29 protein-coding genes are annotated in these 24,302 nt (G+C 63.7%); 13 read left to right on the forward strand and 16 right to left on the reverse strand.

Annotated features, from left to right (window positions below; genetic code table 11):
- Positions 1-29: 29 nt before the first annotated feature.
- From ACHL_RS24575 to ACHL_RS20305, 5 genes are all read right to left on the reverse strand, one after another.
- Positions 30-452, reverse strand: a complete 423-nt coding sequence (locus ACHL_RS24575) for a hypothetical protein (protein WP_208858442.1) — start codon at positions 450-452, stop codon at positions 30-32.
- Positions 453-818: 366 nt separating this feature from the next.
- Positions 819-1,535 (reverse strand): hypothetical protein, encoded by a 717-nt coding sequence (locus ACHL_RS20290; protein ID WP_043795137.1) that lies wholly within the window; start codon positions 1,533-1,535, stop codon positions 819-821.
- Between the two features lie 119 nt (positions 1,536-1,654).
- Positions 1,655-2,404: a hypothetical protein gene (locus tag ACHL_RS20295; protein WP_012622987.1), complete on the reverse strand. Its 750-nt coding sequence runs from the start codon at positions 2,402-2,404 to the stop codon at positions 1,655-1,657.
- Entirely contained in the window at positions 2,401-2,775 is a 375-nt protein-coding gene (locus ACHL_RS20300; protein ID WP_012622988.1) for a hypothetical protein, read from the reverse strand. Before ACHL_RS20300 ends, ACHL_RS20295 begins: the two co-directional genes overlap by 4 nt.
- Positions 2,772-3,164 (reverse strand): hypothetical protein, encoded by a 393-nt coding sequence (locus ACHL_RS20305; RefSeq protein WP_012622989.1) that lies wholly within the window; start codon positions 3,162-3,164, stop codon positions 2,772-2,774. The genes ACHL_RS20300 and ACHL_RS20305 overlap by 4 nt, the downstream gene beginning before the upstream one ends.
- A 148-nt stretch (positions 3,165-3,312) precedes the next feature.
- Between ACHL_RS20305 and ACHL_RS20310 the strand changes: the two genes are divergently transcribed.
- A complete protein-coding gene (locus tag ACHL_RS20310) occupies positions 3,313-4,986 on the forward strand; it encodes a CCA tRNA nucleotidyltransferase (protein WP_012622990.1) in 1,674 nt (557 codons plus the stop codon).
- A gap of 58 nt (positions 4,987-5,044) precedes the next feature.
- On the opposite strand, the gene ACHL_RS20315 is transcribed toward ACHL_RS20310, so the two are convergent.
- From ACHL_RS20315 to ACHL_RS20325, 3 genes are all read right to left on the reverse strand, one after another.
- Positions 5,045-5,248 (reverse strand): cold-shock protein, encoded by a 204-nt coding sequence (locus ACHL_RS20315; RefSeq protein ID WP_012622991.1) that lies wholly within the window; start codon positions 5,246-5,248, stop codon positions 5,045-5,047.
- Positions 5,249-5,382: 134 nt separating this feature from the next.
- Entirely contained in the window at positions 5,383-5,787 is a 405-nt protein-coding gene (locus tag ACHL_RS20320) for a hypothetical protein (protein ID WP_012622992.1), read from the reverse strand.
- A gap of 10 nt (positions 5,788-5,797) precedes the next feature.
- Complete coding sequence (locus ACHL_RS20325; protein ID WP_012622993.1) at positions 5,798-6,223, reverse strand: hypothetical protein; 426 nt, start codon at positions 6,221-6,223, stop codon at positions 5,798-5,800.
- A gap of 596 nt (positions 6,224-6,819) precedes the next feature.
- On the opposite strand from ACHL_RS20325, the gene ACHL_RS24325 reads away from it, so the two are divergent.
- Both ACHL_RS24325 and ACHL_RS20330 read left to right on the forward strand, forming a co-directional pair.
- The gene (locus ACHL_RS24325; protein ID WP_012622995.1) at positions 6,820-6,987 is read left to right on the forward strand and encodes a hypothetical protein; all 168 of its coding nucleotides are present in this window, start codon (positions 6,820-6,822) and stop codon (positions 6,985-6,987) included.
- A 55-nt stretch (positions 6,988-7,042) separates the two neighbouring features.
- Complete coding sequence (locus tag ACHL_RS20330; RefSeq protein ID WP_050767202.1) at positions 7,043-7,750, forward strand: tRNA(His) guanylyltransferase Thg1 family protein; 708 nt, start codon at positions 7,043-7,045, stop codon at positions 7,748-7,750.
- A 119-nt stretch (positions 7,751-7,869) separates the two neighbouring features.
- Here the strand turns inward: ACHL_RS20330 and ACHL_RS20335 are convergent, their stop codons facing one another.
- Genes ACHL_RS20335 through ACHL_RS20345 form a run of 4 tightly spaced genes read right to left on the reverse strand, consistent with a single transcriptional unit; the run spans position 7,870 to position 9,195 of the window.
- Positions 7,870-8,106 carry a hypothetical protein gene (locus ACHL_RS20335; protein WP_012622997.1) on the reverse strand — a complete coding sequence of 79 codons (237 nt, stop codon included), beginning with the start codon at positions 8,104-8,106 and terminating at the stop codon, positions 7,870-7,872.
- A 7-nt stretch (positions 8,107-8,113) separates the two neighbouring features.
- Positions 8,114-8,659, reverse strand: coding sequence for a hypothetical protein (locus ACHL_RS20340; RefSeq protein ID WP_012622998.1), 546 nt, complete (start codon positions 8,657-8,659; stop codon positions 8,114-8,116).
- 9 nt (positions 8,660-8,668) lie between these two features.
- On the reverse strand, positions 8,669-8,845 hold the full coding sequence (locus ACHL_RS24330) for a hypothetical protein (protein ID WP_157672507.1): 177 nt from the start codon (positions 8,843-8,845) through the stop codon (positions 8,669-8,671).
- 14 nt (positions 8,846-8,859) lie between these two features.
- Positions 8,860-9,195 (reverse strand): hypothetical protein, encoded by a 336-nt coding sequence (locus tag ACHL_RS20345; RefSeq protein WP_139187315.1) that lies wholly within the window; start codon positions 9,193-9,195, stop codon positions 8,860-8,862.
- Between the two features lie 160 nt (positions 9,196-9,355).
- Between ACHL_RS20345 and ACHL_RS20350 the strand changes: the two genes are divergently transcribed.
- Positions 9,356-9,571, forward strand: coding sequence for a hypothetical protein (locus ACHL_RS20350; protein WP_012623000.1), 216 nt, complete (start codon positions 9,356-9,358; stop codon positions 9,569-9,571).
- 213 nt (positions 9,572-9,784) lie between these two features.
- On the opposite strand, the gene ACHL_RS23520 is transcribed toward ACHL_RS20350, so the two are convergent.
- Together ACHL_RS23520 and ACHL_RS23525 are read right to left on the reverse strand one after the other, a co-directional pair.
- Positions 9,785-10,342 (reverse strand): PH domain-containing protein, encoded by a 558-nt coding sequence (locus ACHL_RS23520; protein ID WP_012623001.1) that lies wholly within the window; start codon positions 10,340-10,342, stop codon positions 9,785-9,787.
- The gene (locus ACHL_RS23525; protein WP_012623002.1) at positions 10,342-10,992 is read right to left on the reverse strand and encodes a signal peptidase I; all 651 of its coding nucleotides are present in this window, start codon (positions 10,990-10,992) and stop codon (positions 10,342-10,344) included. The genes ACHL_RS23520 and ACHL_RS23525 overlap by 1 nt, the downstream gene beginning before the upstream one ends.
- Positions 10,993-11,173: 181 nt before the next feature.
- Between ACHL_RS23525 and ACHL_RS20365 the strand changes: the two genes are divergently transcribed.
- The 4 genes from ACHL_RS20365 (at position 11,174) to ACHL_RS23925 (ending at position 15,930) form a co-directional block, all read left to right on the forward strand.
- Positions 11,174-12,103, forward strand: a complete 930-nt coding sequence (locus tag ACHL_RS20365) for an ABC transporter ATP-binding protein (protein ID WP_012623003.1) — start codon at positions 11,174-11,176, stop codon at positions 12,101-12,103.
- Positions 12,100-12,993 (forward strand): ABC transporter permease, encoded by an 894-nt coding sequence (locus ACHL_RS20370; protein WP_012623004.1) that lies wholly within the window; start codon positions 12,100-12,102, stop codon positions 12,991-12,993. Before ACHL_RS20365 ends, ACHL_RS20370 begins: the two co-directional genes overlap by 4 nt.
- Before the next feature lie 33 nt (positions 12,994-13,026).
- The gene (locus ACHL_RS23530; RefSeq protein ID WP_012623005.1) at positions 13,027-13,470 is read left to right on the forward strand and encodes a hypothetical protein; all 444 of its coding nucleotides are present in this window, start codon (positions 13,027-13,029) and stop codon (positions 13,468-13,470) included.
- A 117-nt stretch (positions 13,471-13,587) separates the two neighbouring features.
- Positions 13,588-15,930 carry a hypothetical protein gene (locus ACHL_RS23925; protein WP_012623006.1) on the forward strand — a complete coding sequence of 781 codons (2,343 nt, stop codon included), beginning with the start codon at positions 13,588-13,590 and terminating at the stop codon, positions 15,928-15,930.
- 76 nt (positions 15,931-16,006) lie between these two features.
- Here ACHL_RS23925 and ACHL_RS20385 read toward each other — a convergent pair whose 3' ends face one another.
- Both ACHL_RS20385 and ACHL_RS20390 read right to left on the reverse strand, forming a co-directional pair.
- A complete protein-coding gene (locus ACHL_RS20385; protein ID WP_012623007.1) occupies positions 16,007-16,501 on the reverse strand; it encodes a hypothetical protein in 495 nt (164 codons plus the stop codon).
- Positions 16,502-16,539: 38 nt separating this feature from the next.
- The gene (locus tag ACHL_RS20390) at positions 16,540-17,019 is read right to left on the reverse strand and encodes a hypothetical protein (protein ID WP_012623008.1); all 480 of its coding nucleotides are present in this window, start codon (positions 17,017-17,019) and stop codon (positions 16,540-16,542) included.
- Positions 17,020-17,139: 120 nt separating this feature from the next.
- On the opposite strand from ACHL_RS20390, the gene ACHL_RS20395 reads away from it, so the two are divergent.
- The 5 genes from ACHL_RS20395 (at position 17,140) to ACHL_RS23535 (ending at position 24,293) form a co-directional block, all read left to right on the forward strand.
- Positions 17,140-17,709, forward strand: coding sequence for a hypothetical protein (locus ACHL_RS20395; RefSeq protein ID WP_012623009.1), 570 nt, complete (start codon positions 17,140-17,142; stop codon positions 17,707-17,709).
- Positions 17,710-18,071: 362 nt separating this feature from the next.
- Entirely contained in the window at positions 18,072-20,132 is a 2,061-nt protein-coding gene (locus ACHL_RS20400) for a site-specific DNA-methyltransferase (RefSeq protein ID WP_050767204.1), read from the forward strand.
- A gap of 5 nt (positions 20,133-20,137) precedes the next feature.
- A complete protein-coding gene (locus tag ACHL_RS20405; RefSeq protein ID WP_012623011.1) occupies positions 20,138-20,707 on the forward strand; it encodes a hypothetical protein in 570 nt (189 codons plus the stop codon).
- On the forward strand, positions 20,704-23,307 hold the full coding sequence (locus tag ACHL_RS20410; protein WP_012623012.1) for a DEAD/DEAH box helicase: 2,604 nt from the start codon (positions 20,704-20,706) through the stop codon (positions 23,305-23,307). The genes ACHL_RS20405 and ACHL_RS20410 overlap by 4 nt, the downstream gene beginning before the upstream one ends.
- A gap of 56 nt (positions 23,308-23,363) precedes the next feature.
- On the forward strand, positions 23,364-24,293 hold the full coding sequence (locus ACHL_RS23535) for a hypothetical protein (protein WP_407681036.1): 930 nt from the start codon (positions 23,364-23,366) through the stop codon (positions 24,291-24,293).
- Positions 24,294-24,302 lie beyond the last annotated feature (9 nt).

Genomic DNA, 24,302 nt, shown 5'->3' on the forward strand with positions numbered 1-24,302 from the left:
AGACCTTGCCGGGGCTTCTGCATGTCGCCCTAGTACTGGATGTCGGCGATCTTCCAGTTGCCGTCCACGACCTTCATGGTGAAGGTGTACGTGCCGGTCACGGGGATGGTGTCGTTCTTGTCGTACTCCGTGCTGATGCGGTTCTCGGACGCGTTACTGCTGTTGGTCCAGCTGACCGTGAATTCCGCCTGTCCCTCGTCCGCCGAGCCGGACACATTTCTGACTTCGCCGGTGGCGGCCATGGTGCGTTTGTACGGCACCGAGTCTTCCCATGTGATTAGAGCGCGCTCGATCGTCGCCACGTTGATCTTGGTCTCCGTGATTTTCATGTGGCTGAGTCGCGGGTTGGCTTCAAAGCCTTCGACGAAGAGTGCCTTTGTGACCAGCTCGGCACCCGCTTCCGCAATGGGCTGTGCGATCTCAGCTGGCTTCTTGTTAGCGTTCGGATCCATGTACTTCTCATTGGTTTCCTGGTTTGCTCCGTAGTTCTCCCAAGCGGTCCACCTGTCATCCAGAATGGCCTTGGCCAGGCTCTCAACCGGATATTTATCGACGGGAAGCTCAAACGACGCAGCAGTAGCAACTGTGCTGACGGCCGAAGGGGACACAGAGGCGGCAGGTGTTGAGCTGGCGGCTACCGGCGCCGAAGCAGGTGCCGCCTGGGGCGAGGAGCACCCTACCAATGCGGAAGCCAGGAAGGCTGTAAGGCAGGCTGCCCCCAGGGTCGTTTTAGCTGCCATGATTCCCCCAAATATTGTGATGAGCTGGCGCCAGTATATTGGTCGTCCGCACCAGGCTTGTGGAAATGACCGACGCTTCTAACCGTGGAGTGCCGCCACGGCCTTGGCTGCCACCTGGATGCTTTCCCAACCCCGCCGGCCAGCGGCAATAGTGCGGCGGTCGAGTGCGACGCCCTTGTTCTGAAGGATCGCCACCAGGGTCGCGTTCACGACATCCTCGCGGAGCTCGCTCAGCCAGGGGCCACGGATGTTCGGCATGACCGGAACGCGGGCCCGGATGGTCAGGAAGTGCCCGCCAATCATGGCCGCCGCGAAGCAGATGATCCCGGTGAGGAGGAGCTTCAGGTAGTCGTCCTGATCGGTGGCCACAATGTACGCCGGCGGCGCGATCAGCGCTGCCATCAACCCCAGGCGCATCACCAGGATAGCCCGGGCACTGCCGGAGGCCTTGCGGCGGGCCACGGTGCCGGCCAACTGCTTGTCGCGGACGGCCTGGGCCTTCAGCCGCCATTGCCGCTGCGACCCCAGGTGGAGCTGAACGAGGGCCCGGGCGGCGGCCAGCTCCTCCGGGTTCTCTTTCCGCAGGGCGGCCACGACCGGGTCTTCGGCGTCGGCCCAGGCACTGTCCAGGCGGCGGTCGATGGCTGCGGCCATGTCATCCAGTCCCAGGCGCGTTGCTGCTTCGGCGGTTTCTTCGACGCGGAGCGGCTGTGCCGGGCCCGTCTGCTGTGGTTTTCCTTCGTGGCGGGTGCCGTAGCGCGGCGACCCGTCGACGAGCTGGTATTCGTTGCTCATTGTTTTCCCCATATCGTGGCCCGGCTGCGGGTCCTTCATTTGCTGCACGCCGGGCTGGGCCGGCGGCTCTGCCGATCCGAGGATCATTGTCCATGGCGACGGTCGGCAGGCTGGATTTGTTACGGCTGCGCAGGGTTGGTCCGCAGGTCCTGCGCGACCGTACCGACGTAGCGGGTGTGGTTCCAACCGCGGAGCGCGGCCTTGACGGTGCCCTGGTCGATCGGCACGTCCTTGCTCTGCAGGATAGCCACCAGGGTGGCGTTCACGACGTCGTCCCACAGGAGGCGCGCGTCCTCGCGGTCAATGCGGGTCGGCAAGTTGCCAGGGTCCACTGTTCGGCCCAGCTTCCGCTGAATGGGGCGTGTGCCCAGGTAGATGCCCGTGACGATGACCAGTGAGATCAGAGGTGGGGCTTTCATCGCGGCGAGACCGATCACGATGACCATCATGGCCACAGTGAGCCCGATCGACATGAGCGACGCAGCCAGTTGCCGCATGAGGGTGCCGTCCATCTGGGCTTCCTCGATAACGGCCTCTGTGTACGCGGTCTTGGCGCCACGCATCCACACCACCGGGGATCCCAGGCGCTTGGCGACGATGGCCTCGGCTTCCTCTAGCTCCTCAGGGTGATCTGCCCTCAGCCCGGAGATGATGTCGGCATCGGCGTGGTTGTACTTGTCGAGGACGAAGCGGTGCTGCACTGCCAGCTTCAGTTCTGCGGCGTCCAGCAGTGCCGCAGCGTCCGCTGTCTGCCCGACCCTGATGAGGCTCGGAGCGGTGGCAACCGAAACCTGGGCCAGGCCTGTGGTCCTGATGCCGTAACGGGGCGAACCGTCGGCCAGCATGTACTCGGAGTTGTTCCGGATCATGCAGCCACCTGCTCCGCCTTCGCCCGGGCTTCCCGTGCTTCCTGCGCCGTTGCCGGGCTGTACCCGGTGAGCGCGTTGACGGTCAGGCCGACCAGGATGTCCCGGTCAGTTCCGCCGACAGTCAGGTGACGGCGGATGGCTTGGAGGCCGCGGGTGTGGCGCTGGAGCTCGGCGGTGAAGCGGCCGTCGGAGGCGGTGGAAGCACCGGCCAGTGCGTGGCTTGCCAGGCGAAGCATGAATTCGGTGTCGGTGCCTCCGGCGTTCAGGTGCTTCTGAATGCCGGTAAGGGCCCTGGCCTGAAGATACAGCCGGGCGTTTTGGCGGGCTGCGGGCATCTGGGCGGGCGAGGGGACAACTGCCAGGGGGCTCATGAAGCGTCCTCGTCTTCGGCGGGGTTGTAGGGGCCGGCGGACAGGATCAGCTGCGGCCAGGTGGGATCGGTTTCGATGCCGTCCATGGGTACCGGCGTGGGGACTCCACTGATGCGGGCAGCATCGCGGGCTTCAATGAGGCGGGCGGCCAGGAGATCCTGGTTGGAGCGGACCATGGCGAGGAAGGGACTCGCGTCGGTCGCCGTCTGGTCCTCATTGGTGTATTCGATACCGAAGGTGATCTTCTCGAGGAAGCTCTCGAAGTTCGCGCTCATGGCCACGTTCATCCCGTCGAAGGCGAATGGGCTGATCTTGGAGACGATGTCGTAGATGGCGCCGGCGGTGATTTCGGGTGCAGACGCGACAGTGACGTCGGATTCAGTTGTCATGGTGCTACTTTCAGGGTGCTGGGGGTTACTTCTCACCGGCTATGTGTGCGGCACGCTGCCTGCCGGTCTACAGCGACTGCGATGCCGGCCTCGCGCCACAGTAGGCTGAGGCAGGCGGTCGGAAGGCGCAGCCGCACACAAACAAGGCATGACTACAACCCAGGCCCGGCAGCCTAAAGGCATCCCCGTCGGCGGCCAGTTCGCACCGGACATCAGATCGGAGGGCACCATGACACTCCACCCTGTCACGGAGTTCATCCCCGATCTGATCGACCTCACCCCGGAAACCCGCCAGGTACTCGACTCGCTGCGGGCAGCAGGCGGCCGCCCGCTGATTGTCGGAGGTGCCGTCCGCGATGGGCTGCTCTCCCTGACCCAGGGCGGCACCGTGGACTCAATGGATGTCGACATCGAGGTGTACGGGCTCTCCAAGGAAGAGGTCCGAAAGGCCCTGCCCGGGGACGTGAACGAATTCGGCCAGTCCTTCGGGGTGTTCAACACCTCCCTCAACGGCCAGGACTTTGACGTCGCCCTGCCCCGCCAGGACAACAAGACCGGCGACGGCCACCGCGGCTTCGTGGTCGACACCGACCCGAACATGCCCTTCGAGGTTGCATTCGCCCGGCGTGACTTCACCATGAACGCGATGGGCTGGGATGCAGAATCCGGCGAGCTTGTGGATCCGCTCGGCGGCCGCGCCGACCTCGAAGCCGGCATCCTTCGCCACACCGGAGACAAGTTCCAAGAGGACCCTCTAAGGGTGCTCCGCGGTGTCCAATTCGCCGGCCGTTTCAACATGGAGCTGGCCCCGGAAACGGCAGAGCTGTGCCGAGAGATGGCGCCGACCTTCCACCAGATGCACAAAGACGGTATCTGGAAGCAGTTCCGCAAGCTCAGCACCGAAGGAACCCACATCTCCAAGGCGCTCGAGGCCCTGCACGCCTCCGGCTGGGAGCAGCACTTCCCCGGCCTGGCGGCGACCCGCGGGGTCCCCCAGGACCTGACCTGGCACCCGGAGGGCCCCGTGCATGTCCACCTCGGAATGGCCGGCGACCAGGCGGCACGGATCGCCCGACGTGACGGCCTCGACGAAGAAGAGACTTCCATCCTGGTCCTGGCAGCGATCAGCCACGACTTCGGCAAGGCGCATTCGACGAAGATCGACGAAAACGGCAGGATCACCTCCGGCGGCCACCACGAGACCGGGGTCGCCCCGGCCAAAGACTTCCTGGAGCGCATCGGAGCCCCGCAGCGGTTCCACGAGAAGATTCTGCCCCTGATTCGGGAACACATGTGCCACAACCCCGGCGGCGAGGCCACGGTCAGCGACTCTGCCGTGCGCCGGCTGCTGCGGCGGCTGGATAACGCCGGCGGCGGCCCGACCCTGAAGCAATGGTCGCAGCTGGTGGAGGCGGACAAGGCCGGCCGCGGCGCAGGGGCCAGGCGAAGCAGGAACTATGTGCCCGACTGGCTCGCCATCGCGGACCGGATCGGCAATGAGAAGGCTGTCGGCAAGGCCATGCTCAAGGGCCATCACCTGGCCGAGGCGGGGATTCCGCGCGGACCGATGTGGGCGATCATCGTGGCCCAGTCCGAGGAAGCCCAGGACGACGGCGCGTTCGCGGACGAGGAAGGCGCCAGGGAGTGGTTCACGGCCAACCGCGACACCATCATGAAGGAGACGACCCGGCGCCTCCAGAAAGCCCAGGCAGCGTCCGATAAGAAGAACGCCGAGCGGGCGATTGCGTTGAAGGCCCGGCAGGAGGAGCAGAAGGCTGCGGCAAGGGCTGCCAAGGCGGCCAGACAGGCGGCTGGATCCTAAGGGCGGACAAACGAAAAGACTGGCCTGCCGATGGCGGGCCAGTCTTTCGTAGAAGCCGTTAGAGCGGCTGGATGTTCTCTGCCTGCGGACCCTTGGGGCCCTGGGTGACGTCGAACTGAACCTTCTGGTTCTCGTCCAGGGAGCGGTAACCGCTGGATGCGATTGCCGAATAGTGTGCGAACACGTCAGCGCTTCCGTCGTCGGGGGCGATGAAACCGAAGCCCTTTTCGGCGTTGAACCACTTGACCGTACCTGTTGCCATGCTGTTTTCCTTCACGGGTCGCTGGCCGGTTCCGCTCTTCGGATTACTGTCCCAGCCACTCACAGGACGAGCCTATGTGTCCGCTGCTGCCGGGGGCAAGGGATTCCGTCACGAGCTGATCCCGGCCCAACAGGTCAGGAGCCAGTGGTATTTGCGCTCCCGTGCTGCCTCGAGACGTCACGGAGCACGCCGCCCAGCAGTCCGGCAAACGCGGCGGGCAGCGCGGCCACCGCCACGAGGTGCGGCAACAGGCTCGTTGTGTTGGCCAGGCCTGCCCAGCCGATCAGTACAGCAGGCAGGGCGGCACAGATGGCCACCCATCGCGGGTAGCGCATCTGCAGCGCCCAGGCGGCTGCGGCCAGGGAAACGAGGGTGCCGCCGAGGTAGAGCCGGCGGCCGGCGTAAACATCCTCGACCATCTCCGGTGTCGCCTCAAAGACGAAGAACATGGTGCGGGAAAGACCGAAGACCATGATGACCATCGAGGTGATGACCAGCGCGGCCCACAGGAACGTGCTCACCCAGTACCGGGTTCTCATGGGGGATACCCTACGCCGTGGCTGAGCCTGCCGGTCGCTTCTTGGTCGTGTGTACCCAGCCGGAGCCGACCATGTAGCGGACTTCGATGTTGCACGTCTTGCACCACCACTTGCCATGGAGCCAGCGGCGTTCCGTTGTGCTGCGGCAGGTGCTCAGCTCAGGGCTGTCGCCGTCGGTGCTTGCCGACACCATGGCGCCCAGCATGTTCTTCACGTCATCCTCGTAGGCGTCCAGGGCGTGGAAGTCGCGGATGTCGCAGTCCACGCCGTCGATGCAGGTGCCGTCGTGCAGGCGGCGGACGATGGTGAGGACCGTTTGATCGTTGACTGTGACGGTGAGAACAGGGGTGCCCCCATCTTCTGCCGGGCATGACGCCGGTGACGCAGGAAGGCTTGCGAACGAATCGCCGATCAGCTCGTTCATCATGGCGGTCATTGGTGCTCCTGGTGCTGTTGGTGGTCCTGCTGCTTGCCTACTATGTGTGCGGCATCACAGACTTCGTCTCCCATTCCTCCAAGAAGATCGCGCATGTCCAAAAAGAAGATTCCGGGCTAATGTGTGCGCCAATGGCTCAAGCAGCGGGGCCTCCCTACGAGCGTCCCTGGAGGGCCCTCCCTTGCCCGAAAAGTTGCCCAGGAAGCGTAGACCGGCTGCTGGCCAAAGGGCGAAAGCCCCGAAGTCATCGGAGCAGGACACCGAAGACACCGGGGACCGGCAGGGTCCAGCAGAAGTAGACAACATGCCGTCACCCCGCCCGCCGGTACTGCCCGGCCGGTTCGGCTACCACCCGGACTACTGGCCGTAGTCCGGGCCTTGGCAAAAGCTCCAGCCAGCTGGTTAGGGAGACCCCAAAAACCTGCGCATGTGGATGAGTATGACCAGCGACGAGAACACTAACGTCCCGCGCTCACGGCCCGCCTGGCTATCCGTCGGCCTCCTGTCCCTGATCGTCATGGTCCTCAACACGGGATTTCTGTTTTGGGCTGGCTGGATGGCGGGGGGGCGGCGTTGATTCGGGTATCGGCGTCGCCATGCTCTTCCTCACTTTTTCGCTGCCGATGGCCATCGTCGCCCTTGTGCTCGGCATTAGCGGGATCAGAAAACGCAAGGGACGCATTCCGGCAATCATTACTGTTGCCCTGACCGTCAGCGCGATGATTTTTCTGGTCTGGGGATTCGTCACCACTCAGATGCTCTAGGAAAATTCCGGACGCTGCGGGCAGCCCGAATAGCCGTTCCGCACACATGGCGCGCATGACAACAACCATGCCCGAGCGCCGGGACCAGACCACCACGGACATGAAGAACCGGGAGAAGCAGTACCGAACCTTCCTCCCCGCCAAGAGCTACGCTGTGATCCGCGTCGACGGGAAAGGTTTCTCCAAGTACACCCGCGGGCTGCAGCGGCCCTTCGACCCCAAGTTCACCGCCGACATGCAGGCGACCGCGCTGTATCTGTGCGAGAACATCGACGGTGCCCAGTTCGCCTACACCCAGTCCGATGAGATCTCCGTGATCATCTCCGATTTGGGCAGCGCCAACACCCAGGCTTGGTTCGGCGGGCAGGTCCAGAAGATCGTCTCGACGTCGGCCGCCCTGGCCACCGCAAAGTTCAACCGGATCCGGCCCGAGATCGATGCCCTCGCATTCTTCGACGGACGCACCCACCATTTGGAAGGTTCCGCAGGCGTCCTGGAGTACCTGCAGTGGCGCCAGGCCGATGCGATGAAGAACAGTGTAGGGATGCTCGCCTCCCACCATTTCAGCCATCGGGAACTGACTGGGGTATCGGTGCGGAGGCGGAAAGAGATGTTGGCCGGCCGCGGAATCCTGTGGGAGGACCTCGGTCAGGAAGTGAAGCAGGGGACCTTCGTCCGCCGCGTGCTCACCGAGCGGTCCATCTCCTACCTCCACAAGAAGGAGCAGGTGATGAAGACCTCGGACGTCCAGAGGCGGGAATGAACACCAACTCCGGCACCCTGCTTCGATTCGCTCCAGACACTCGGCCTGGCGTAGCACCAGAAGAGCCAGCCCCCGATCGCGGTAGGGCTGGCTCTTCAGCGTGGCAAGTCAATGATGGATCAGGACGCCCGCGGCTCTTCCTGGGCGAGTTCCTTGACCCATTCAGGGGTGGTTTTTCCGAGACGCCGGTCAGTTACGAGCCGGAGTTGCGCGGCGGCAATCTGGACACCGCGGTCGTAGGAGGCGGCCCGATGGGACACATTGGAGGAGCCAATGCCGTCGACCTTCCGCTCTCCTGCTGCTGCGGCGCTGGCTTGGTGCTCACGTTCTGATTCCTGGGCTGTCATCATGCTCATCCCCCTCCTACTCCTCATCCTCGTTCGTTGCTTCATTGTCGCCCGGTTCCGTCCCATCGTCCACCCTGCCCGGCCCTTCCGGCCGTTCGTGGGGGCCAGCGGCCTCCGGTATGGGCGGAGGAACGGTAATACTTCCAACGTACTCGCCTTGGACAGGATTCCCCGTGCGGGCTTGTTCAGCCACTTCCAGCGGATCCACCCAGGCTGAAGTGATGATCTTCAGCTCCTCGGGCCCGGCCAGCTTGCTCTCGGCGAGAACCGACATGACCCGGAGCCCCAGCTTGGCCCGGTCCGGCTCGTCGGACATAGAGCTGTCGATCGCCCACTGTGTTCGCTTCCACCACTCGGAGCGGTCGTCAGCCTCGCGCTTCTGGGCAAGCGACTTTGCATCGGCAGTCGTCCGTTGTCGGAGCGTGTTCCATCCAATGAAGGCGGCAAGCAGGGCACCGACCAGGACGGCCAGCGGACCGAGGGCGGCGAGGATCTGCCACCACTCGGCAGGGCCGGAGTGGACGAAGACATCCAGGGGAGTCGGGGAAGGGCTCGGATTCACGAGTTCAGCCTATGTGCGGTTATCGACATCATCTGTATTTGCTCGGCCTTTCTCATTTCGTCGCGATGGACGCTGCCTTGCGGAGCGCCGTTCCTTCCTCACCGCTTGGTGCCCACGTCCGTAGATGAACAGATCTGCGAGGAAATCGAACACCACGCCAAAGACGAATTCGATGAAGAGCCACATGGGGGTTCCTTTCCTCAGACCGTGTCACTCAGTAGAGACGCTACGACGTCATGCCCGTTTTGCGCGGCCTGCGTGCCGGTCGAGTCGTTGCTGGTGCCACGCATTTCATCCAGCACTTCGTCCAGGCTGTGCGCCAGCCGGATCGCTTCAATACGGGAGATGGACAGGTGCTCTCCAATCTTCCACCACGGTGTCCGTTTTGCCCGTGCCGCTTTGATGTCGCGTGCCAAGGCGCGGGCCTCATCGACTGTCGTCGGGAAGCCGGGGGAGTTTTCGTGCTTCACCGGCCTTGGGTTCAAAGCCGGTGGCGCCAGCCGGGCCGGCGCAAGAGTCCAAGTAGAAGCTTTCATGCCTCAGATGTGTGCGGCAGGACACCAATCGCTCGACGAACTGCGGGGGTTGCGAACACCGCGTGAACATCCAGTGAAGATGCCCGTTCGTGACGTCGGCCGGCCCAACGGCCGCACACATGCCGGGTGTAAGCACCTGGTACCAGCAAAGGAAACCCCCATGGCCGCTCCTGCAGTCCTCGCCAACCCGCACGCCAGTGAACGGTGGTCCACCCCGGACCTGTCGTCCCTTGACCTGGCAGGGGACCCGGAACTCGCGGAGTTCGTTGCCGCGGCACCGAAGATGGCACGTGCACTGAACGCGATCCTGCGGCTGGACCTGGACCAAGAAGCTGAACGCCTGATCCGCAGCGAAATCCGCGCCGCCCTGGGCTAGTCCGTCCCCGGGCATGAAGAAACCGGGCCGGCACAATGGCTGACCCGGTTTCTGGCTAGCAGCCGCAGGAAGTCCCCAAGCAGGGGACCTATGGATTCCCCCTGGACCGACCTTCGCTTCACCTCGGGTCGGAGATTGCATTTGTCCCGGGTGATGACGTCAACGTCTGCTATTGGTCCCCATGTGTGCGGACTCCCCAGGAACCCTCACCGCTTAGGTCCGGGGGACCATCGAGTCGGCCAAGAAGTAGCATTCCGGCACTTCATCCGGGAAGCTGTCCAGGGCAGGCGCCGCAGCTGGTGATTCGAAGTGTGCGGCCAACGTCAGAATCCCCTCACGCACCTGCCGGTCAAGCCGGTCCCTTCCGGCCATGTTCTGGCGGAGCCCTTGAACTGCCGCCGTCCCGCCGGGCCCGCTGACACCGGTGAACTCCAGTGGAACGGCGCCGAGATGCAGCGTCAAAGTCCCGACGCCGAAGACGGTGTGCCACTGCACGTGAGTGATCCGGTCAAGGCTAATGTCCTCATAGGCCCGCCAGATGAGGCCGTTACAGAGGAAGAGAAACCTGCTGTCGGTGAGGACCGCGAGTCCGAAGCAGCCCTGATACCGGCATTGGGTCATGGCGGACACCGTCTCATCCGCGGACAGCACCGACTCCAGCTGCCGGAGCTCACGGCCGCTGCCAAGGGAAAACCTGGCATTGGCTCGTGCGGCGGCGATGTCGGGACGAAGGGCGGTCACGGCCACAGGGGTCTCCGTTCTGTAGGGCATCAGCTGCCGGTAAACATGCGCAGACAATGCGCGGCCGGCTGGATGCCGTCTGCCGCCGCTTCCGGCTTGGCTTTTCGGCGCCCGGGAAGGAGGGCACGGACAAACAGGAAGATCCCGTAACCGATGAGCCCGGCGGGGAGAAGATCGAACAGGGATGCGAGGCCGGCATGGAAAGCCAGGAGCCGCAGCATCCCGGCAAACGGGATGTAGTAATCCATCTTCCCGATGATCTGTTCCGGCCTGACCGGCTTATCCGGCACCGGGTTGGCGTCACCCTGAACGATGATCTCCTCGGCGTGGCCACCCGTGTGGTGGACGCCGATGACACGGTGGGTAATCGGGACACCGCCGGTGATGTTTTTGTCGGGCTGGTAGGCGATGACATCGCCGACCTTCAGGGTGTCAGCGGCAACCGGGTGATAGATCAGGATGTGCCCCGGTGGCAGGGCCGGGGCCATCGAGCCGGTCATCACCGTCATGGCAGTCCCGCCGGTCAGAGCCGGCAGAACGGCGGCAACGGCGACCAGGAACAACGCGGCAGCGAATGCGACGTTGACGCCCAGGTCGATGAGGCGGCTTCCGATAGCCGGTTTTGGTGTGGACCCGGTGTCGGCAGGCGGGGTGATCTGGTGGTCGGGGAGAGTCGTCATGGCAAGGATGTGTGCGGACCGGACGCTGGGTCTGCCCGTCGAAACACAGCGCACCGGGTAATCGAAATTGCGCTGACCTGCGACTACGCCTGTTTACTGGTTGTGGGGGCGGGGAGTGCTGTGTCCGGCTCCGCACACATGGACCGATGACGTCCGCCCGTCCCCGAAAGAAAGCTGCACCATGATCGAGGCTCACGGCCTGAGCAAGCGGTACGGAAAACGTACCGCCGTCGACGGCATCACCTTCACCGTTCAACCAGGCCGGGTGACCGGATTCCTGGGCCCCAACGGCGCCGGAAAATCCACCACGATGAGGATGATTCTGGGACTGGACCGGCCCACCGCCGGCCACGTACTGGTCAACGGCCGCCCGTATGCCCAGCACCGGGCCCCACTGCGTGAAGTCGGCGCCCTGCTGGACGCCAAGGCGGTCCACCCGGCCCGCAGTGCCGCCAAGCATCTGTCAGTCCTGGCCGCCACGCACGGTATCCGCCGCAGCCGCGTCCAGGAAGTCATGGCGATGACCGGCATCAATGACGTCGCCAGAAAACGCGTCAAAGGCTTCTCCCTCGGCATGGGCCAGCGGCTCGGCATCGCGGCAGCCCTGCTCGGAGATCCCAAGACCGTCATCTTCGACGAGCCGGTGAACGGACTGGACCCCGAGGGTGTCCAATGGGTCCGCAACCTGGCCCGCCACCTCGCCTCTGAAGGCCGGGCGGTCTTCCTGTCGTCGCACCTGATGAGCGAGATGTCCCAGACCGCAGACCACCTGATCGTCATCGGACGCGGCCGGATTATTGCCGATGCGCCCGTCGCCGAGATCCTCGCCCACGGGCAGGACAAGACCATGGTCCGCAGCGACCGCGCCGACCTTCTTCAGGCAGGCCTCGCAGCCGAAGGCATCTCCTTCCGGGAGATCGAACCCGGCCAGCTGGAGGTTACCGGCGCCGAACCCCGACGGATCGCTTGGATCGCACGTGAGCAGGACGCCCTGATCCACGAGCTGATCCCCGTGCGGGCCACACTCGAGGAGGCGTACATGGAGCTGACCCGAGATGACGTTGAATACCGCTCGGCCGCACTGGCCGGAGCAGGGGAAGGAACCCGATGAGCACCACCACAGCAGGCCGCGGCCGCCGCGCCGCTGCCCCGGAGCGCCGGGACGAGAACCCCGGACTGAACTTTCTGCGGGCCGTGTACGCCGAATGGCTCAAACTGACCTCGCTGCGTTCCAGTTACGTCATCCTCATCATCACCCTGATGGGCATGGTCGGTATCGGGTTGCTGAGCGTGTTCGCCGTCCTGGCGATGGCTGACGGGCTGCTGGACGTCGGCAGGCAAGCGGGCGGTCCCGCCCCTGGGCCTGAGACTCTCACCGAGGAACTCGGGGCGCAGGCACGCGGCATCCCGGCGTCAGGAATTGCGATCGCACAGTTCCTCATTGCCTCCCTGGCCGTCATGCAGATCGGCTCCGAGTACGGCACCAGGATGATCTCCACCACGCTCACCGTCGTTCCGCGCCGCCTCACAGCGATCCTGGCGAAGACACTCGTCATCGCCGCCGTCTCGTTCATTGTGGGAGCCGGGGCGGCACTGATCTCCTACGCCGTGGCACAGCCGCTCCTTGAACCTAAAGGCCTGGACTACGCGATCACCGCCGACGGTGTCATGCCGAGCATCCTCAGCACCGGAGCGTACCTGGCGCTGATCGCCATCCTCGGCCTGGGCATCGGTACACTGCTGCGCAACAGCGCCGGCGGCATCATGACCACCCTGGGGCTGCTCATCGTCGCCCCGATCGTGCTCGCCATCCTGTCGGGCCAGAACGAACTCTTCATGGACATCAGCCGTTTCCTGCCCTCATCCGCGGGCATCGAGATGGTTGCGATCCGCACCCAGCCTGACGCCCTGACCCAAAACCAGGGAGGCCTCGTCGTGGCTGCCTGGGCTGCGGCCGCATTGGTCGGTGCGATGATCTCGGTGAAGCGCCGCGACGCATGACCTCCTCGAGTCCACGCCGCACACAAACAGGGCATGGAGACGAACAGATCGCGGCAACCCAGGGGTGTTTCCGCCGGCGGCCAGTTCGCTGCCACCTCACACGCCGAGCCGTCAGTGTCCCTGGCTCCTGCCGACACCAGGCTCGGTGCCGGCACGCCGCCCTTCGGGAAGCGGGAGATGCTCGGCCCGGGGACCCTGGCGGACCGGAGCCCTGCCTGGACTCCGTCCGCGATCAAGAAGTTCCTCGGGGATCCGGACAAGCTGGTGACCAATCCGGTGTACCGAAACGGGCCCAGAATGCGGATGTTCCTGACCGAACGGGTCGAGGAGATCGAGTCATCCGAGGAGTGGAAGGCCTGGGAGGAAGCCAACCGCCGGCGCAGCGCAGCCTCCGGTCGCCGAAGAGATGAAAAGGCTGAACCGAAGGTTGAGGTGGGCAACGGCCGGAACGGTTTCTACCCTGTCCTCCGCCGGTAGCTCTCCTCACAGCCGCCCGGGGCGCGGGCCGCACACAAACCAGAAGGAAGACATGCAACTTCCTGGCGGAGTTTCAAAGGAACCCGCGATCCCCATGCTCAACAAGAAAAGGCAGCCGTGCTGAAAAGAAAACCACTGTCCCTCGCTTTGGCGGTGATGACAGTCCTCGGAAGCGTGTTCGTCGGCACCAGCAGCGCCCAAGCCGCACCCCAGGTCTACAACCCCTGTCAGCGTCTCTCCGCGGGACAGGTCAAATACTCCGGACACGGTGCCAACCGGGTCACGTTCGCCACCGCCGAGACCCGTGAATCGAACAGGGTCACCATCACGGGCTGCGTCCGCTCCGGCAACGGCTACGTCCAGGAATGGCAGGACTGGGGCTATGCGGGCCTGAAGGGCTTCGCCCCTCCGGGACTCACCTGGGAGGACACCTTCAAGTCGCCCACCGGGTCCTACAGCGTCACCGAAGCGCTCGGCCGCTCCAACCCCGGCACCGCGCTGGGCTACCACACGGTCAACCCGAACTCCCGCTGGGGCGGCGAATACGGCGCCACCTACAACCAGTATTTTGAGGGACGGGGCGGTCCCTCCGACGAGAACCTCTACACGTACATGAACCAGGGGTATTACGAGCAGGCGGCGGTCATCAACTACAACCGCCGGCCCGACATGGACACCGTCCAAGGGGCCTCCTACGCGATCTTCCTGCACGCCGGCCGCACCACCTCGGCCGGATGCATCTCCACCAGTCTGGACGTCGTCACCAGGTTCCTGCGCTCCAACCGTCCGGGAGACCGGGTCATCATGGGTGCGGTTGATGACGTCTTCACCCCGTACTCAGCCGACCCGTTCGGTGCCATCACTGAGAAGTACAGCCAGGGCGGCGGCCCGGCAGGCCAGCTTGGCAGCCCCGTCTCCAACGAGACCGGCGGACTCAGGGACGGCGGCGCCTACCAGAACTACCAGGGAGGGGCGATTGTCTGGTCCCCGCAGACCGGTGCGCACTTCTCCTGGGGTGCCACTCGGAATAAGTGGGCGTCCCTCGGGTTCGAAAACGGAGTCCTCGGGTACCCGGTAACGGACGAAGTCGGCGGACTCAGGGGCGGCGGGGTCTACCAGGTGTACCAGGGCGGCGTCATCATGTACTCCCCGGCCACCGGCGCCCGGATTTCGTCCCCGGGTCCTATCCGCGAAAAGTGGGCCGAAACCGGGTACGAGAACGGTGCTCTTGGCTACCCGACCAGCGACGTGATCACCGGCCTGAAGAACGGCGGCTCCTACCAGGCCTACCAAAACGGCGGAATCTTCTCCTCGCCGGCAACAGGCACCCACGCCATCACCGCCGGAATCAACGGCAAATGGCGGGCACAAGGAGCGGAAAACGGTCCGCTTGGCTACCCGACCACCGATGAGGTCCGTGGAATCAGGGACGGTGGATCCTGGCAGGGCTTCCAGAGCGGCGCCATAATGTTCTCCCCGGCATCCGGGGCAGCCATCAGCACCGGCGTCATCCGCGACAAATGGGCTTCCACCGGCTTCGAGAACGGCCGCATGGGCTATCCGACCAGCGACGTCGTCACCGGCCTGAAAGAAGGTGGCTCCTACCAGAACTATCAAGGCGGGGCCATCCTTCACACCCCTGCATACGGCGCGCACCTCTCCATAGGAGCCATCCGGGACGTATGGGCTTCACTCGGTTTCGAACACGGAAAAATGGGTTACCTCACCACCGACGAATACCCCGTCAGCGGAGGCGTCGCCCAGGACTACCAGGGCGGGCTGATCACGGCCGGCCGCTGGGGCGTCTTCCCGGTCACCGGAGCCACTGCCGAAAAGTACAAGGCCAACCAGTGGCTGGGCACAGCGACCACCGCCGCCTACTCCATCAAGGATGGCGGTACATGGCAGGGCTTCGAGAAGGGCGTCATCATGTGGTCCCCGACCTCCGGCGCCCACATCTCCTATGGGGCAACCCGTAACGCCTGGGCCCAGCAGGGGTTTGAGAACGGGCCCCTGGGCTACCCCACGTCCGAAGAGCTCGGCGTGAACAGCGGCGTCTACCAGACCTACCAGGCCGGAACCATCTTCTGGTCCCCATCCACGTCCGCGTACGCACTTCTTGCCGACTACACGAAGAAGTACAACGAGATCCAAGGCATGAGCATCCTTGGTTTCCCGACCTCGATCCGGGTCAACGGTCTGAAGGACGGCGGTTCCTACCAGAACTTCCAGAAGGGTGCTCTGATCTCAAACCCAGTGGTCGGGGTACGGCTCTCCGTCGGGAAGACCCGTGAAGTCTGGGCCGCCACCGGATTCGAACACGGCAAGCTCGGCTACCCGACCACCGACAACTACGTCACCGCCGATGGCAACACCGCCCAGGACTACCAGGGCGGCCGGATCACCATCGCCAAGGACGGAACCCCCAAGGTTGAATACGGCGCTCCCGCAAAGCCCTAGGACGAAGTCCTGACCTGACCGCACCACGGGTGTCCGCATCAGCTACTGGTGCGGACTCTTCGTTTCCCCGGCGCCGCTACAACCTGATGAACCACTCCGAGTCGCCCCCGGTCCGCTCCGCGATTCCGTTCAACGCCCTGCTGATCAGCAACTGGGCGCTTTCCCGGAGCGGCGCCAGTGGCTTGTGCGTGTATCCGCGGTTGTAGCGGTACTCCGGGTCCTCGCTGAACATCTCCCGCAGAGTGGCCCGGTCCTTGAGGTACATCCGTCGCAGGCGCCCTCGAAGTGAACCGGCGGCGAAGTCGGTGTCCCAGTCGAAGAACTCCTGGTCAGCGGCGCGCTTCTTCACGTTCAGAACGGAAGCGGCGGCGGCCATCTCCTTCTTGAGCCCTTGCGCGGCGACGTAGCGGGCTGCGGCTGCTTCCCGGATTCTCTTCTCAGTCCAAGGCTTCTGGGGCGGCAGGTCTTCGCGTTGCGGTGCGAGGGAGAGGTCAGGCTCGGCGTGCGTGACGGCAGCGAACTGGCCGCCGCCCGGGATGCCTCTGGCCTGGCGGTGAGGAAGGGTTGTCATGCTGAATCTGTGTGCGGCCGCGTAGTAACAGAGGCAGATCAGGCCTCTGGCCCGGAGGGCTCGCTGCGCGGGCTCATGCTTTCGACGTCGAGCTCAAGGGCGATCCTCTCGTCCTCGGTCAGTGGGCGCACTGCCTTCTCGAACAGCTCTACGCCGGCAGCCCAGTTGTCCCATCGCCCGTCGCTTCGGACGGTGCCCATGGAGGTGTTCAGGGAACGCACTGCCGCGGCGATCAGGATGGCGGTTACGACGACGTCGTAAGGCTTCTCCTCGGTCTTGCAGAAGGTCCACATGTCCGGGTACGGCGGCGCTTTGGTTCCGCCCAGGTGGAACGTATCGTACGCCTCGCCGGCGGCCTCGAAGCCGTTCAACCGGATGCCGTCTGCTTCGTCCAGGATCGGCAGCCCCTGTCCTTTCGGGCCGCAGATCGTCACCGGGGATGCCGCGATGATTTTCCTGGCATCAGCGATCACCTCGGCGGTGGCAGTCAGCCCAGGAAAGTAGTGCGTGTAGCCCATGGAGCGCTCCTCGTGTCCTGCCTAGAACTTACCCGTTCTGGGTGGCGATGGGGCAGGGGATCGCACGCTCCGCACACATGCCCGGTAAAGGATTCATCGCTTCAACCAGGAAGAACAGCCATGACCGACAGGTACGAAGATTTCTATGCCAAGCAGCCGGAATTCCTCGGCGACACCGTCATCGAGATCACAGTCCCGTCCGGCCGCCTGATCGCCGCCGACAGCCTCTGCTCGGTGAAGAAGTTCGACGTCGACCCCCCGCTCTCGATCAACTACGGCTACGGCCTCGACGCCTGGGCTAGGAAGCTGGCTGAGGTCAACGTCGCGTACGCCTTCGTCGGCAACACGTGTCCCAGCGTCACACGGCGGCCCGACGGCCTGCTTCACGTTGCTACTCCCGCCTGGAACGATGAGATCGACGACGCGGAATTCAACGACGACGAGCAAGTCGTTGCGAAAATCTGCACGGACTTGTGGGCGACCATGCTCACCGACTACCAGAACTGGCTGGACAACGGCGGGCCGGAAGTTGCCACAGCGAACGCCCCATACGCGCTGGAAAAGTACAGCGTCTTCGACGTCACACCCGGTAAGTACCGCTGGACTGTTTTCTCACACTCAGACCGCTTCGATACCCATGCCATGGGGCGGATTGCGTTCGCACAGCTGGAACTCATCGAGGCTTACTAAGGGGGTGAGAGCTGGGTCCCTGTGTCTTAGGGCCCGGCTCTTGTCTCAAATGCCACCATTTGCGCATTTTCCGTGTTCTTCCCGGATTTCACCACGCCGGCATGGCTGCGGTGCAGGGTTTTCGCCCACTCCGCACGCATGTCAGGTGCCCAGCGCGGGCAACGACCTGAGGAGCAAGATGGAGCCCCTGGCATTGAAGATCGGAATGCCCTTGAAAGTTCGAGCGATCGCCGCCCGGGCGGAGCCAGCCCTGATGCATTCAGACACGCCCGCAGGTCCGATGTCTACGCATGTTTCCTGGTGTGAGCATCCAGACGAACACAGCGGAGAGCGAAGCGCTTAGCGCCGCACACATGGCGGGAATGACCGCCCAACAAATCGCCTCCGTGCCTGCAGGTGCCGAGACCACCTCCAGCTTGGATCGGTACCTTGTCGAGATCGCCGACCCGGTGCTTCGCGAGAACCTGGCCCGCGAGATCGGCGGGATGCAGCGACAGTTCGGGCTCGTCTTCGAACGCCACCACCCCGAAGGCATTCGGCTGCCCAAGCACGCTGTGAAGCGCGGCTCCAAGGTCGTCATCAGCACGGTCAACGGCAAGCCCAACAAGGACTCCGCGTTCTACCGGGTCCACAAGCTCAACCGGGACGAATCGACAGCCCTGCTCGTCGACGCCGAGGGCAACGAAGCGATCCACCCCATCGAGAGCCTGACCGTAGCCAAGGAATTCGGCGACATCGGCTACCCGGGCCTGCGAAAGCTCTCCGAGATCCGCAACGGAGACCCAGACGCCCCTGTCCACACGGTCATCAACGGCGAGAACTATCACGCCCTCGAAGCCCTCCAGTACACGCACGCCGGCAAGATCGACCTGATCTACATCGATCCGCCTTACAACACCGGCAACGCCGACTGGAAGTACAACGACCGCTACGTCGACTCCAAGGACGGCTACCGGCACTCGAAATGGCTCTCCTTCATGGAAAAGCGACTTCTCATCGCGAAGACTCTCCTCAAGCCGACCGGCGTCATCGTGATGGCCATCGGGGACGATGAGCACCACCGACTCAGGTCCCTCAGCGACCAGATTATCGGTGAGGAGAACTTCATCTCGAGTGTGGTCTGGAGTGGCGGCCGGAAGAATGACTCCAGGTTCATTTCGAATAGCGCGGACTACATGCTCGTGTATGCCAGAAGTCGTGAAACGCTCGTCTCTCAAGATGTCAGGTGGCGGGAGCTCAAACCGGGCGTCATCGAGGCGCTGGAAGCGGCGGCGTCAATCTGGACCGCCGCAGGTCGGGATCACGCTGAGGCCACGAAGCAATGGCGTGCCTGGATGAAAAAGTTCAAAGCGTCTGGAGCTGCGACGGATGCGGTCACGCGCTTCACGACTCTGGACAGTTCCGGACGGCCCATCCGGACGGACGGCAACATTTCATGGCCAGGCGGAGGGGGACCCAGATACGACGTCCTCCACCCCGTCACCGGCGAGCCGTGCGTCGTGCCGTCAAGGGGCTGGATGTTCGCTGATCCATCCCGAATGGCTGAGGAGATCGCATCCGGTCGCATCTACTTCGGACCAGACCACACAACACAGCCATCAGGTTTGACTCGGCTTGAGGACATGGACAGTCAAGTGGCGGAATCCGTTTTTCAACGGGACCGAAACGTGGCTGCCCGCGACCTTGCTGAGGTTTTGGGCGACAAGCGCTTTCCGTTCCCGAAAGACCGGACTGTTCTGTCGCGATGGATTGGACTCATCGCACCGAAAGACGCTGTCGTTCTGGACTTCTTTGGTGGCTCGGGCACCACGGCGGAAGCCGTTATCCGGCTGAATGCCGAGGACGGCGGCACCCGCCAGACGATCCTGGTGACGAACAACGAGCTGTCCAAGGCCGACGACACGAAGCTGCGCAAGGCCGGCCACAAGCCGGGCGACGACGAGTATGAAGCCCTGGGCGTCTTCCACCACGTCACCAAGCCGCGACTCGAAACGGTCGTCACTGGCGTCCGAGAGGACGGGTCCATCTACTCCGAGGGTCTGGCGGCGAATGTGGCGTTCTTCGAGCTGACCTACCTGGACGAGCCCGAGATCGTCACCGGCCACGCCTTCAACGACCTGGCAGGACTGTTCTGGCTCAAGGCCGGCGGCGTCGGCGGCACCGTCGAACTCACACCCGGTGCTAAGGCTGACGGCTTCGCGCTCTCAGAATCCGGCCGGACCGCTGTGCTGTTCACCCCGGGACGAGCCAAGGCGCTGGCCGAGAAGCTGCACGTCACGGAACACACGATTTCCCACCTCTTCATCGTCACGGACTCCGAAGCCCAAGGCGACGAGGCGGCAACACACTTCCCCGGCGGAATCACTGTCGAGCGGATTTACGGCAGCTACCTGGAAGCATTCCAGGTCAACAGGAAGGACTAGTTAAGGTGCCAGGTAATCGTCACGACCAGCCGAACGGCGCTGGCGGCACAGCGCCCACTCCGAAGATCATCCTCAGAATCAACGGGGCCCCCGATGTCCTTTTCTCCGAAGTTGACGAGATCGGCTACTCCTATACGCCGTGGCTGTACGAGTACGACGTCATCGAGGCTCTTACGCCGATGTTCATCGAACGCCCCTCGGCAAGCATGGTGGGTGAGGTGTTACCTCACCGTCGGCAAAAGTCCGAATTCGAACCAGTTCGGGTGCATGAATCAGATCTGGTAATCGACCTCACTCGAATTGCGGAGAAGGTAAACACCAGCTCTTTGATCGGGACCCCTCGCGACCCAGATGCGCTCCCTCGAAGAGTGGTGGCCACGTTTTCGTCCAAGGTGGGCGCATATGTAACGAGCATGCCGGAAGCGTGGGCAAAGGAATTTTTCTCCCGGCTGTCCGTCGAGATGCGAGTCGCCGTAGACCAATATGGTCTGTCCCTAAATGAATCGCTGCGCGAAGGAATCGCATTCAGCGGACCACATCCACTGTTTCCCTTCATCGAACAGGACTTCCGTTGAAATTCTCCCTCACGGACTACCAGCGCGACGTCACAAACACTGTGGTCCAGCGCCTCAACGCCGCCGTCGGAATGTTCGATAACGACGGCGCACGCTCCGCCGTGGGCCTGACCGCTCCGACGGGTGCGGGCAAGACCGTCATCGCAACCGCTGTCCTGGAGAAGCTGCTCTTCGGCGGCGGCACGCAGTCCCCGAATAAGTACCTCACGGTACTCTGGCTGACCGATGACCCGGCGTTGAACGAGCAGTCCAAGGACAAGATCCTGAAGGCCTCCTCGCTCATCCAGCCGTCCCAGATCGAGACGCTCGACGCGACCTATGACCGCGAGACACTGGAACAGGGCAAGATCCACTTCTTGAACATCCAGCGCCTGGCTTCCGGCGCCACTTCCCACGTCAACACCGGGGACTCGCGCCGGTGGTCGCTGTGGGAAACGATCGGCAACACGGTCCGGAAGTACAACCGGGACTTCCTGCTCATCGTGGACGAGGCTCACCGCGGTTCCTCGGTTACCGCCGGAGAGAAGAAGACCATCATGCGCACCGTCTTGGACGGCGGCCCCATCGAGATCAAGGACGGCTCCGGCAACACCCGGACCATCGTCAACGACCCGGCCGGCATCATGCTCGGCATCTCGGCTACCCCGAAGAAGTTCGAGGAAGCGATGTCTGCCAACACCGCCGACCGGACCTTGTTCAAGGTCGCCGCTGACACCGAAAAGGTCCGGGCCTCCGGCCTCATCAAGGACCTTATCCAGGTCAACCACCCGACCGACAACCAGCCCACCGACGACACGCTGCTGCGTGCCGCCGTCCGGGACCTGGTCCGGTACACGAACCTGTGGGACGCCGAGAACGGCGCCTCCAACGGGCTCCACAACGTCAAACCGCTCATGGTCGTCCAGCTGCCCGACAAGGTAAGCGAGAAGGCCATCCAGCAACTCGTCATTTCGATCACCGACGAGTGGCCTGCTGGCCTGCAGCACACCACGGGCGCCAAGCCAGTCATCGTCCACTCGTTCGGCGAGAAGAAGCACCTGGATCTCCCCGATGGCCGGATGATCCCGTACGTCGCCCCGCAGAACATCCAAGAGAATGGTCACATCCGCGTCGTGCTGTTCAAGACGGCGCTGACGACCGGCTGGGACTGCCCGCGCGCTGAGGTCATGGTCTCGCTTCGCCCTGCCAAGGAGCACACCTCCATCGCCCAACTGATCGGCCGCATGGTCCGCACCCCGGTCGCAGGTCGGATCGAGACGGAGGACCTGGATGAGCTGAACACGGTTTCGCTCTACCTGCCCCACTACGACAAAGCCGAAGTCGCCACCGTCGTGAAGTCCTTCGTGGACGGCGCCGATGTAGAGGTGGCTGTCGCCATCAACCCGGTCGACTTCCCTCGCGTTCCGGGCATTCCGGACGCGCTCTGGGAGATGGTGTTGCCGAAGGAGATCAAACCCAAGCGCACCTACCCGTCCGAGACGGCCCGCCTGGCAGCTCTGGGCACGCGGCTGGACAGCCTCAAGGTCGCCAACCCGGCCAACCCCGCGGTGCTTCTCACCGACGAGGTGGAAGCCCGGGTGAAGGCGATCCTGCTGGCTGAGTACGCCCGGCTGCAGTCAGCCATCGACGAAGACGCCCAGGGCCTCCTGGAGGTCACGTACGACCGGGTAGGTTACGACCAGTACAGCGGCACGCAGGCCACCGTCACTTCCCACGTCGTCCGCACGTCGGCGACCAACCTGCGCGAGCTCAAGGACAAGGCCGTGAACCGGATGCCGGACGCCGCCGGCTCCTGGCTCTACGACGCGCTGTACTTGCAGCTGCAGGACCACGAGGAAGCCGTTGTGCGCCTCTCGGCCTTGTCTGTCCACGAAGAGGTCATCCGCACGCTGGAATCCTCCGCTTCGGCGCTGATCGACTCCTGGCGCCAGCAACTCAACCCTGCTGTGTCCCGTCTGGACACCAAGGACCGCGAAGAGCTCGACGCGATCTGGCACCCTCACGGTGTCCCGATCGCCGGTGAATTCCGCCTGCCGGAGAAGGTCCGCACCCGCACCCAGAAAATCGCCGCCGTCAAGGACGGCGCTGGGAAGAGCGTCGAAACCATCGAAGCGATCGAGGCGTTCAACGGTCACCTGTTCGCCGACGGCCAGGGCGACTTCCCGATGGCCGCCACAGGCTGGGAGAGGGAAGTCATCGAGAAGGAACTGGCCCAGTCCAGTCTGATCGGCTGGTACCGCAACCCGGCCGGTGCCGGGGGGCTCTCCGTCTCCTACACCGAGGGCGGCGTCGACAAGTCCCTGTACCCGGACTTCCTGTTCTTCCACCGCGTCGACGGCGACATCGTGGTGGACATTGTGGACCCGCACAACCACAGTCTCGGCGATACCCCCGGCAAGTGGGCGGCACTGTCCCGGTTTGCCCGCCAGCACCCGGGTGCCTTCCGCCGGGTCACCGCGGTCATCAGGAACAAGGCGGGCGCGCTGAAGTCGCTGGAGCTCACCGGCCGTGCGAACACCGTTCTGGAGAACAAGATCGCGGCCGCTTCCGGGGGAGAGGGAATCGCGGCGCTCTTCGAGGAATACGGAGGTAGCTACTGATGGGAGGTCCGGCGGAGGGGCCTAGGACTGCGAAGGGTGTCCTTCTGGACCAATCTGTGTTGGTCGTAAGCGACGACATCATGGCTACATGGACTTTCCTGGCATTCAGCATTCGCGGACTTGAGCACGCCATTCACCGGCTGGTAGGGCCGTCCCCGTTGTCGGCGCTGCAATCAGACGATGATGCCTACCCCCAAGAGAAATCGTCGGACTGGGGCCTTTCATACCTGAAGGCCTCCGCTGAGCACCTCACGCAATGGGCAGACCTGGTCGTTCCGTTGATTGCCCGATCCGAGTCCGATGTGGTCGAACATCATTTCCGGCCTCAATTGACCTTGGGACGGTGTGGGTTGGAGGCGGCATCTCAAGCAGTCTGGGCCCTTGGTCCAGACGACAGCAGCGAAAGACTCCTCAGGCATTTCAGGCTCGTCCTATGGGATTTGGGTGAGGAAGAACGAGCCCTAACTATCGCCGGTGATAGCGCTGGCGCCGGAGATGCTCGCGAGAAGGCTACAACCCTGCTTTCCGGCGCAAGCCCCAATTACTCTAGGAAGTCTCTCGGCGGACGGATGACGTATCTGCCATTCATTGAGTACAGCGCCGATCTGCAGGACAGAGATCCGCGCGGGTGGGAAAGACTCTGGCGGAGTGCCAGTGGGGCCGCCCATGGGCGGAGGTGGATCACTAAGCACTCGTATCAGACACCTGAAGGTCCAAACCGGCAGGGTGTCGAGACCAGCATGCGGGAGCCGAAGCTTGCGGAGATAACGCACCTCGTTGAAGCAGCCACAGCAACCCTTACAAAAGGCTTCTCCTTGTATTGCGATAGGGCTGGCATCGATGAAAAGGCCCTGTTGATTAATGGCGCCATTCATACTCTTGATGTCACACCAGCAGGCCCAGGCATGGAACAGGAAAAGCTGGCGGCACGTCTTCACTTCGAAGCCGTCAAGTCTTCCATGCTGCAGGAGCAAAGCTCCCTTTGATGAGCGTCC

This window comes from Pseudarthrobacter chlorophenolicus A6, assembly GCF_000022025.1.
Classification (GTDB): Bacteria; Actinomycetota; Actinomycetes; order Actinomycetales; family Micrococcaceae; genus Arthrobacter; species Arthrobacter chlorophenolicus.